The sequence below is a fragment of the Pseudomonas sp. genome, from assembly GCF_050739655.1.
GTDB lineage: Bacteria > Pseudomonadota > Gammaproteobacteria > Pseudomonadales > Pseudomonadaceae > Aquipseudomonas.
The window spans coordinates 1-9,141 of sequence record NZ_JBOIBY010000169.1; the positions used below are offsets into that span (position 1 = coordinate 1).

10 protein-coding genes are annotated in these 9,141 nt (G+C 59.2%); 2 read left to right on the plus strand and 8 right to left on the minus strand.

Annotation, left to right across the window (positions count from 1 at the left end):
• Window positions 1-40 precede the first annotated feature (40 nt).
• Window positions 41-1,156 carry an AlgP family protein gene (locus tag ACRESJ_RS07970; protein WP_431757420.1) on the minus strand — a complete coding sequence of 372 codons (1,116 nt, stop codon included), beginning with the start codon at window positions 1,154-1,156 and terminating at the stop codon, window positions 41-43.
• A 193-nt stretch (window positions 1,157-1,349) separates the two neighbouring features.
• Between ACRESJ_RS07970 and ACRESJ_RS07975 the strand changes: the two genes are divergently transcribed.
• Window positions 1,350-2,015, plus strand: a complete 666-nt coding sequence (locus ACRESJ_RS07975) for an FKBP-type peptidyl-prolyl cis-trans isomerase (RefSeq protein ID WP_431757421.1) — start codon at window positions 1,350-1,352, stop codon at window positions 2,013-2,015.
• 59 nt (window positions 2,016-2,074) lie between these two features.
• Here ACRESJ_RS07975 and rsd read toward each other — a convergent pair whose 3' ends face one another.
• The 7 genes from rsd to ACRESJ_RS08010 all read right to left on the minus strand — a co-directional run bounded on the left by rsd (window position 2,075) and on the right by ACRESJ_RS08010 (window position 8,491).
• Window positions 2,075-2,533: a sigma D regulator gene (gene rsd / locus ACRESJ_RS07980; protein WP_431757422.1), complete on the minus strand. Its 459-nt coding sequence runs from the start codon at window positions 2,531-2,533 to the stop codon at window positions 2,075-2,077.
• A gap of 171 nt (window positions 2,534-2,704) precedes the next feature.
• Window positions 2,705-3,256 carry a disulfide bond formation protein B gene (locus ACRESJ_RS07985; RefSeq protein ID WP_431757423.1) on the minus strand — a complete coding sequence of 184 codons (552 nt, stop codon included), beginning with the start codon at window positions 3,254-3,256 and terminating at the stop codon, window positions 2,705-2,707.
• Window positions 3,257-3,485: 229 nt separating this feature from the next.
• A complete protein-coding gene (locus ACRESJ_RS07990; RefSeq protein ID WP_431757424.1) occupies window positions 3,486-4,724 on the minus strand; it encodes a heme biosynthesis protein HemY in 1,239 nt (412 codons plus the stop codon).
• The gene (locus tag ACRESJ_RS07995; protein WP_431757425.1) at window positions 4,721-5,884 is read right to left on the minus strand and encodes a uroporphyrinogen-III C-methyltransferase; all 1,164 of its coding nucleotides are present in this window, start codon (window positions 5,882-5,884) and stop codon (window positions 4,721-4,723) included. Before ACRESJ_RS07995 ends, ACRESJ_RS07990 begins: the two co-directional genes overlap by 4 nt.
• A gap of 16 nt (window positions 5,885-5,900) precedes the next feature.
• Window positions 5,901-6,668, minus strand: coding sequence for a uroporphyrinogen-III synthase (locus ACRESJ_RS08000; RefSeq protein WP_431757426.1), 768 nt, complete (start codon window positions 6,666-6,668; stop codon window positions 5,901-5,903).
• Window positions 6,665-7,606 carry a hydroxymethylbilane synthase gene (hemC, locus tag ACRESJ_RS08005; RefSeq protein ID WP_431757427.1) on the minus strand — a complete coding sequence of 314 codons (942 nt, stop codon included), beginning with the start codon at window positions 7,604-7,606 and terminating at the stop codon, window positions 6,665-6,667. The genes ACRESJ_RS08000 and hemC overlap by 4 nt, the downstream gene beginning before the upstream one ends.
• 138 nt (window positions 7,607-7,744) lie before the next feature.
• Entirely contained in the window at window positions 7,745-8,491 is a 747-nt protein-coding gene (locus tag ACRESJ_RS08010; RefSeq protein WP_431757428.1) for a LytR/AlgR family response regulator transcription factor, read from the minus strand.
• 542 nt (window positions 8,492-9,033) lie between these two features.
• Here ACRESJ_RS08010 and ACRESJ_RS08015 point away from each other — a divergent pair.
• The coding region (locus ACRESJ_RS08015) for a hypothetical protein (RefSeq protein ID WP_431757429.1) at window positions 9,034-9,141 on the plus strand (108 nt) is incomplete at its 3' end.

Here is a 9,141-nt window from a genome sequence, read left to right on the forward strand (position 1 = left end):
GCGACGCGCTGCATCAGCTGCGCGTCGCGGTAACCGGCACTTAGGAAGCGCTGGTTGGGGTGGCAGGTACTGCGCTCGGAACAGCAGCCGGCGTTGGTGCTGGCGAAGCTGTCGCGGTGGTGGTGGCTGTCGAAGCAGGCGCTGCAGTTGGAGCCGGGGCCGCTGGCTTGGCAACAGGTGCAACGGTTGGCTTGGCGGCAACCGGCTTTCTTACTGCTGGTTTTGCAGCTGGCTTGGCAGCAGCAGGCTTGGCTGCAGGTTTTGCAGCAGCTGGTTTTGCCGCGCTGGCAGTGGCCGGCTTGGCAGCGGCAGCGGGTTTCGCAGCAGTAGTTTTAGCCGCTGGTTTAGCCGCTGGCTTGGCAGCAGGTTTTGCCGCTGGCTTGGCTGCGGTTTTGGCAGCAACAGGTTTGGCGGCAGGCTTGGCAGCTGGCTTCGCTGCAGCGGTTCTGGCCGCTGGCTTGGCAGCAGGTTTAGCGGCTGGTTTTGCAGCAGCTTTTACAGCTGGTTTAGCAGCAGTTTTTGCAGCCGGTTTCGCAGCAGCGGTTCTCGCCGCTGCAGGTTTGGCAGCAGCTGGTTTTGCAGCAGCAGTTCTAGCTGCAGGTTTAGCAGCGCTTGCTGCAGCAGGTTTTGCCGCTGGCTTGGCTGCGGCTTTCACCGGTGCTTTGGCAACCGGTTTGGCGGCAGGCTTGGCCGGTGCTTTTGCAGCAGCCGGTTTGGCAGCGGCTTTCTTCGCAGGCGCCGCAGCAGGTTTGGCCGCACGCAGGGACAACGCCTTGCCGACAGCCTCTTGTACACGACCAACGCCCTGGGCCAGTTTCAGGCTTTCTTGAGCGTCGCGCTTGAGTTGCAGAATGTAGCCACGAGTGTCCGACTGACGCTCCTTGAGGGCATCAAGCAGGTCTTCGAGTTGCTTCACGGCGTCCTTGGATTTGGCTTGCGCCTTGGCTTTGCCGGCTGCGGCTGCGTCCTGCAATTTGGTGCGGGATTTGTGCAGTTTTTCCTGCGCTTTGCCGCGTTGTTTTTCCAACTTGGCGAGCAATTTTTCAGCATCAGCCAAGGCTTCCGAACAGGCAGTTTCTAAGTGCTCAAGCAGGCTGCCCGACAGTTGTTGGAGAAGATGCAACGGAGTGTTTACTGGCTTCTTGGTGGCCGACATGGTTTACCTCCTGGCTGAAGTGAGTGCGGCTCATACTAGACCTCTGCTGCAACCGCCGCTAGGGCATGTTGACACTATCGAAAGCGTCCTGTTGCAAAGGAGTGAAAAACTTCTGTGCTTGCGCAAAAGCAGTTCACCGTTAAGCACATTCACACTGGCATAATCGCCCGCAATTTCAGGCCGGAGAGTGCCCATGTCGCGCTACCTTTTTTTATCACTGTGCGTTGTTTTTTCAGCGACTCATGCCGCGGAAAAAACCCAGGAAAATGACGCTCACGATCTCGCTTACAGTTTGGGTGCGAGCCTCGGTGAGCGCCTGCGCCAGGAGGTTCCCGACCTGCAACTCAAAGCACTGGTCGAAGGTTTGCAGCAAGCCTACCAGGGCAAGCCATTGGCGCTGAAGGACGAGCAGATCGAGCAGATCCTCACCGAGCACGAAGCCCGGATTGCCATGCAAGCGCCTGCGCCGCAAAGCGAAGTGGCGCTAGCGAACGAGCAACGATTTCTCGCCGAAGAAAAAGCCAAACCCGGTGTTCGAGAATTGCCCGATGGCATCCTGCTGACAGAGCTGGTTCCGGGTACCGGGGTCAAGGCCGGCCCGAATGGCAAGGTGCAGGTGTTGTATATCGGTCGCCTGCCTGACGGCACCGTATTTGACCAGAACAGTCAGCCGCAATGGTTCAGTCTCGACAGCGTGATCAGTGGCTGGCGCAGCGCACTGCAGCAAATGCCGGTCGGCGCCAAATGGCGCCTGGTGATTCCATCGGCGCAAGCCTATGGTGCCGATGGTGCCGGTGACCTCATCGCGCCGTTTACACCACTGGTGTTTGAAGTCGAGTTACGCGGCGCTACCAGCTGAAAGCGCAAATGAAAAACGGCGTGCCTTGGCACGCCGTTTCGGGTCTTGCGGGAAGCGCTTCAAGCCTGAGCCGGCTCGGGCTCCTTGTGCGCGGTGTGCAGCACTTCGATCAAGCAATCTTCCAGTTCGAAGCGCTCATGCAACAGACCACCCAGCTCTTTGAATTTCTCGGCGACACACTTGCCTTCATCGCAAAGGTCATTGAACGCCAGGAGCTTCTCGGTGATGACGTCAATGCGTGGGTAGATCGTCTCGGCGAGTTCCAGGCCACGCTTGTCGTTGAAGGCCTTGGCCTCTCCGGTCAGCTGTTCGTAGATTTCGAAGTGACCGGCAGAAACGTAATCGACCAATACGCCGCAGAACTCCTGCAAGGGTTTACGGCTCGTGGACAACGCCTCAGGCTCTTTGCCCAGATTGTCGTAGGCATCGATTAGCTCTTTACGCTCCTGCAACCAGCGATCAATCAGCAGGTGCACTCCACCCCAACGTTCCTGTGCATTCTGACAACTTTCGAGCATGGTGATCTCTCTTCCCTTATGGGTCAGCTGCTCTATGCCCGTTCGCCTCTTGTAATGGGCACTCAGGCAGAGCGTCATCGAGCAACATAATTCCAATGACACGTGCGGGCCAGATTATGCCCGCACGACTGTGCCTTCAAGGTACTCAGGCGATAAAGTTCATACAAGTGTTTAATCGCCCACAAGTGGCCGGTGCGACGAATCGCCGCCGAGCGGTCGCTGCAAGCTGATCCGGACAAGGCGCAGCAACTGAAAAACCCCGAGAATCATTAATGCAACGAAGAACAGCAGACTCCATTCGGGAATGCTCAGATCGAACAGCGTCCAGGCGATCTGCGAACAGTCGACCGAGTCTTTGAACAACAGTTGCACCACACACGTCCAGGGTGCGCTGGCGAAGAGTTCGGTGAGATCGGGTACGCAGGTCGATAGCTGATGGGTCGGGTCGCTTTGCAGCAACACCTGCCGCCATGCCGTCACGGTGCCGGCCAGACTGCAGGCCAGACAGAGGACCCAATACAGGAACGACCCAAGACGACCCGGCCCATGCACGGACGCTGTCAGACAAACACCCGTCAGCAACGCCAGGCAAAGCCGTTGCAACAGGCACAAGCCACATGGCTTGAGGCCAACGGCATATTCCAGATAGTAGGACACGCCCAGCACCAGGGCGCACGCAACGAAAAGCGTGAAAAACAACGAGCGTGAGCAGGCCAAAGACATGGCGTTTCCGTAACAGTAAGGGAACGACAGCTACGGTAGAGGAAAGCGCTCCGGCCTTTCAAGGCAGGCCGGCAGAGACAGTTCAACAGCGATGTAGGGAATTCCCGACACGACCTGAAGGATCAGATGTAATCCTTTGTAGGACTTTTCTTAATACGTAGTTTGAAGGGAAATTTCTGACAAAGATCGAACAACAGGGCACCCATACGAGCGCCCCATCACTCACCGATCAAGCGTGAGCCGGCACCGGCAACGGCGCAGCCAGCAAGCGCTCATCCAGCAAACCCAAGCCTTCCTGAAACAGCTGATTGCTGCGTTCGGTGTCGCCCATTTGCGCAAGCAGACGCGCCAGTTCGGCGCAAGCTTCCGGGTTACGCTGCGCACGCAGGCTGCCTTCCAGATAATCCCGGGCCTTGCCCCACAGGCTGATTTGCAGACACAGGCGCCCCAAGGTCAGTAAAAGGCTCGGGTCGGCTGGATGGTCCTTGAGCCAGCCTTCAGCGAGCTGAAGCTGACGTGCCGGATCACTGCCGCGCACCAATCCATAGAGCCGCGCCAGATGACTGTCGTAGCTGCGCTTGAGTGCTGTGCGCAAAACATCCTCAGCCTCGGCTTGAGCCCCCAATTGCCGCAGTTGCTCGGCATAAGCCAGCACCAATTGTGGCTCCTGACGCTGCGCTGAAGTCAGTTGCTGCCAGGCGCGCTCAAGCGCTTGCAATCCAACTGTTCCATCCGCTTCCTGATGCGCCGCCAGGGACAGGTTTTCACCCCAGGCGCGGCGCTCCAACTCGGTCAGTTCGGCAGGTTGCAGGACTTTGTCCTTGCGCAACTCAGGCAGCAGTCGAATCACGGCCGACCAATCGCCTCGCTGCTGATGCAGGCGCTGCAGTTGACGCAGAACCTGGGCGTTACGAGGGTGACGCTCGTGCATCGCCTCCAGGGTTGCCAGGGCGCCTTCAGTGTCGCCGCGGTCGGTCTGCAATTGCGCGTGGTTCAAGGCAATCGCCAACTCAGCCTGAGGCTGACGCTCCAGAGCGCGCTCCAGCAGATTGTCGCTCTCTTCGTAATGACCCTGTTCGTTTGCCGCGCGAGCAGCGCCGAGGTAATACAGCAGCGGTTGCCGCTCGGCTTCCGCGGCGCGAGACAAATGACGCTGCGCACTGGCCCAGCGACCTTCCGCCAAGTCCAGTTGCCCGTGTTCGATTGCGATCTGTACCCGACGACTGCGATTGCGCCGCGACCATGGATTGACCACCCCACTGGACGTCATCACCAGTTCGATCAACGCCTTGATACCCCAAAACACCAGCCAGAGGACCGCGACCAAGGCCAGTGTTGCCCACAGGCTGGATTCGTAGCGGAAACTCTTGTAAGCAACCAGCACGTAACCGGAATGCTCTGCAATGGCCAGGCCCAGCGCCGCCGTAGCCGCAATGACCAGGAACACGATCACATAGAGGCGTTTCATGGAGTAGCCTCCTGCGAGGTATTCGCAGCAGGCTTGGCCAGCGGCTTGATCGAGTCTTCAGCGTTGACGTTGCGTCGTTCCAGATAACCCTGAACCGCGCTCAACGTACCGGTCAGGTCCGGGGTCACTACAGTGACAGGCTGCTTGCTCAGCTCGGCCACCTGCTCAAGCATGACTTTGCTCTGCGGGTTGTCCGGATTGAAGTTGCCCTTGAGCACGTCACGGGCCTCATCCAGCGCCTGCGAATACACGGCCGCCTGACCATTGAGCGCGGCCCATTGAGCCTGCTCCAGGGCCAGACTCAGGGCCAGGCGGACCTGGCTCAGGCTCTGCCCCGCCAGCAACGGGCGAACGTTTTTGTCAGCGTTGAAATCGATGCGGATATAGCGCGAGATTTGATCCCACCACTGCGACCAGCGACTGGCGCCGTCGCCATCGGCGGTTAGCCCCAGCAGGGACTCACCACGATCCTTGTATTCAGGAGCGAGCTCGGTGAGGCTGATCACCTGATCGCGCAATGCGCCCAGCCTAAGGAACAGCCCGGTACGATCCGGCTGCTCGGTGCTGCGCAAAGCCACCAGGGTTTTGGCCACTTGTTCACGAGCGGCAAAGGAGCCGGGATCATTCTGTTCGCGGAGAATTTCATCGGCGCCCTGCACCAGCGCCTGTGCACTGCTGATGTCCTGCAGCGCTGATAGTCTCAGGCTGGCCAGGCGCAACAAGTGCTCGGCCTCGGCCAGACGCCAGTCCTTGCGACTGGCACCAAGAACAGTTTCCAGGCGTTGATTCAGTCGCTGCTGATCGCCCTGCAACTGGATCACCAGACGGCTGCGCTCCTCAAGCACATCAGCGCCTGGCAGCTGCTCCAGACGTGCGCTCAAGCGTTGTTCATTGAGCTTCAGGCTCTGGGCCTCATCGCTCAAGGCCTGCACCTGGCTTAACTGCTGTTGGTTAGTCGCTTGCAGATGACGCACCTGCCAGACTCCCCAACCACCTACCGCAATGCCGGCAGCGCCAAGCAACAGTGCGACGATTGCCAGCCCATTGCCTCGACGCTGCTCTGCAACAGGTGGCGGCGGCAGCGCTTCATTAACAGGCGCATCAACAGGTGCGTCAAGCACCGTCCGGGAGTCATCTTTAGGCAAGGCTGTTTCGCTCACGTATCCATCCTTTGCATCAGAGAACGGGCACGGGATGCTCCCGTAACGCCGTCAGCAAAGCCGTGGCACTCGCGCCACGACAATCCACAACTGTTTTGGCCCCGGCGGCACGTGCCAGTTCGGCGACCCTGGGGCTTGGTACAAACAACGGCAACCGCGCCAACTGCGGCCAGGCATCGCCAGCCAACTGATGCAGGTGCTCAAAACCCTGTCCACTGCTGACCACCAGTGCATTCAGGCGTTCCGCTTCGATCCGCTGCGGCAGCGCCGCAGGCGGATATTGCGGCAGCTCGCGGCGGTACAACTCCAGATAATCGACACTAGCACCTTGCTCGCGCAAACGCTCAGCCAGCAGTTCGCGCCCGCCTTCCCCGCGCAGGATCAGCACACGTGGATCAGGCCGGGAGATGGCGTCGCGCAAGCTCGTAAGTTCAAGCAAGGCTTCGCTATCATCGCCCTCGTGCGGAAAGCTCACATCCAGGCCGCGATCCTCAAGAATCTGCGCCGTCGCCGCGCCGACGCTGAACCACTTCAATGACGGCGTCTTCGGGCAAAACCGATCGAGCAGTTCTATGGCAATCCGCGCGGCAGGCTTGCTGACCACGATCACCGCACAATAGCGATCCAGTCCCTGGATCACCTCGCACATTGTGTCAGAGGCAGGGATGGGCACGATGTCCAAAAGCGGCAAGCTACTGCTGAAAATCCCCTGTTCTGCCAGGACGCCACTCAGCGCCGCCGACTCATCCGCCGGACGCGTCAGCAGCAGGCGCCAGCCCGTCACTCGTGACCTGCCTCGCCATAGACCGCTTTGAGAATATCGGCGGCGCCCTGACTCAAGAGATCTTCAGCCACTCGCACACCGAGGGCTTCGGCATCATCACGGATTGCGCGTGCCTGGGCACTGAGCAGCAGGCCGCCATTGGGATCACCCACCAGGCCACGCAACCAGACCTGCTCGCCTTCGAGCACGGCGTAGCAGGCAATCGGCACTTGGCAGCCGCCATTGAGATGTTTATTGAGGGCACGTTCGGCGGTCACGCGGGTGGCAGTGTCCTGGTGATGCAACGGCGCGAGCAATGCGTGAATGTCACTGTCGGCGGTGCGGCATTCAATTCCCACCGCACCCTGGCCACCGGCCGGCAAGCTGTCCTCGACACTGATGGCCGAGGTGATGCGATCCTCGAAGCCCAATCGGATCAAACCGGCGGACGCGAGAATGATGGCGTCGTATTCGCCAGCATCGAGCTTGGCCAGGCGCGTATTCACGTTACCGCGCAGGAAACGGATTTCGAGGTCCGGACGACGGGTCAGCAACTGGGTCTGGCGACGCAGGCTCGACGTACCGACGATGCTGCCTTGGGGCAACTCATCGAGGCTGGCGTAGGTGTTGGAAACAAATGCATCGCGCGGGTCTTCGCGCTCACAGATGCAGAACAGACCAAGCCCTTCGGGGAAGTCCATCGGTACGTCTTTCATGGAATGCACGGCGATGTCGGCTTCGTTTTCCAGCAGCGCGGTTTCCAGTTCCTTGACGAACAGGCCTTTACCGCCGATTTTCGACAATGGCGAGTCCAGCAGCTTATCGCCACGACTGACCATCGGGACCAAAGTTACGAGCAGGCCCGGATGGGCCTCTTCAAGGCGAGCTTTGACGTATTCGGCCTGCCACAGGGCGAGAGCACTTTTGCGGGTGGCGATGCGGATCTGGCGAGTGGACATGGATCAATCCGTACTGAATAGATACGGCGGATGATAACAGCTCAGCCAAATCCACTTTGACTTGTATCAGAAACTACTCGGCCTCCCTGGCCCCGGATATCCGGCAATCGGGTGTGAAACTCGCCTGCGACCAGCGAATCAAAGCTGTTGCATCATTTTCCGCACGCCGGCCACATGGCGTCGACTGACGATCAATGCGTCACCGTTGAGGCCCTTGAGGAACAGCTGGAAATGCCCAAGCGGTGTGCGCTGCAAGCGCTCGATGCGCTCGCGAGCCACCAGTGCATTGCGATGGATGCGCACAAAACGGTCACCGAATTCGTCTTCCAGGGCCTTGAGTGGTTCATCCAGCAACACTTCGCCGGTTTCATGGCGCAAGGTCACGTATTTGTGATCGGCAATGAAGTAGACCACCTGATCCAGCGGAATCAGCTCGATCCCTTTGCGGGTCCGCGCACTGATATGGCTTCGTGGGCCGTTGCCGCTTTCGGCGGCCGGACGGGTCAGGGCCGAGAGTTGAACACGATTGGGACGTTCGGCTTTTTTCAACGCGTCGTGTAAATGTTCAGTTCGCACAGGTTTCACCAGATACCCTACGGCGCTGGCCTGTAAGGCTCCCACGGCAAATTCATCGGGCCCTGTGCAAAACACTACGGCTGGCGGGGTTTCACGTTCGCACAATCGCGCGGCCACTTGCAGGCCATCGAGGCCTGGCATGCGGATATCGAGCAGCACGATATCCGGCTTGTGGCTGTCGATCAGTGCCAACGCCTCTTCGCCATTCGTAGCGCTGGGCTCCAGGACACTGTATCCCTCGAGTTCGCCAACCATTCGGCTCAGGCGCTCGCGGGCAAGGGGGTCGTCATCAACGATCAGGACATTCATATTGCGCTGGATTCCTGCGTGAGTCTCGCACAAGGATAGCGTAGACAGGTGAAGTGACGTCTGTCACAGCGATCCACGCTAAGACTAGCGCGAGCGTCAAAAAGTGCCGCTCGTCCGGCAGCAAAATTTTCATTTGCCAGGCAATTGGCGGCCCAGGCACGCATTGGCGACACATCGCCACAGGGTTTGCTGATACGCAATATGAACACCCCCTCTTCTTATAGTCAGCGTCGGCACCCGGAAGTGCACTGTTCCTTCTGTCCAACTGTAGACGGTTGCCGGCTCGATATTGCTCAAATGATAAATATCGTTGCACTCACAGCAAAAACCAACCTGTAGGAGCAAGCTTGCTCGCGATGAACGTTAACGATAACGCTGGCAACCTGACACCCCGCGTCGCCCTGTCGTTCTTCGCGAGCAAGCTCGCTCCTACAGGGGCGCTGTAAAACCAATCGACCAGTGTCAGCGACAGCCCAGGCAACCCTGTTATTATCCGCCGCAGCTTTCAACGCCATCTTTCTCCAGCCGATACGAGCGAATTCATGAGCACTGACAAGACCAATCAGTCCTGGGGCGGCCGCTTCAGTGAACCCGTCGACGCCTTCGTCGCCCGCTTCACCGCCTCCGTCACCTTCGACCAGCGCCTGTAT

What these genes read in the sequence shown, in the direction of transcription:
- hemC (WP_431757427.1), bottom strand. Translation starts at nt 7,606, where the DNA reads ATGTCCACTCGCCAGATCCGCATCGCCACCCGCAAAAGTGCTCTCGCC.
- ACRESJ_RS07985 (WP_431757423.1), bottom strand. Translation starts at nt 3,256, where the DNA reads ATGTCTTTGGCCTGCTCACGCTCGTTGTTTTTCACGCTTTTCGTTGCG.
- ACRESJ_RS07975 (WP_431757421.1), top strand. Translation starts at nt 1,350, where the DNA reads ATGTCGCGCTACCTTTTTTTATCACTGTGCGTTGTTTTTTCAGCGACT.
- ACRESJ_RS07970 (WP_431757420.1), bottom strand. Translation starts at nt 1,156, where the DNA reads ATGTCGGCCACCAAGAAGCCAGTAAACACTCCGTTGCATCTTCTCCAA.
- ACRESJ_RS07990 (WP_431757424.1), bottom strand. Translation starts at nt 4,724, where the DNA reads ATGAAACGCCTCTATGTGATCGTGTTCCTGGTCATTGCGGCTACGGCG.
- rsd (WP_431757422.1), bottom strand. Translation starts at nt 2,533, where the DNA reads ATGCTCGAAAGTTGTCAGAATGCACAGGAACGTTGGGGTGGAGTGCAC.
- ACRESJ_RS08010 (WP_431757428.1), bottom strand. Translation starts at nt 8,491, where the DNA reads ATGAATGTCCTGATCGTTGATGACGACCCCCTTGCCCGCGAGCGCCTG.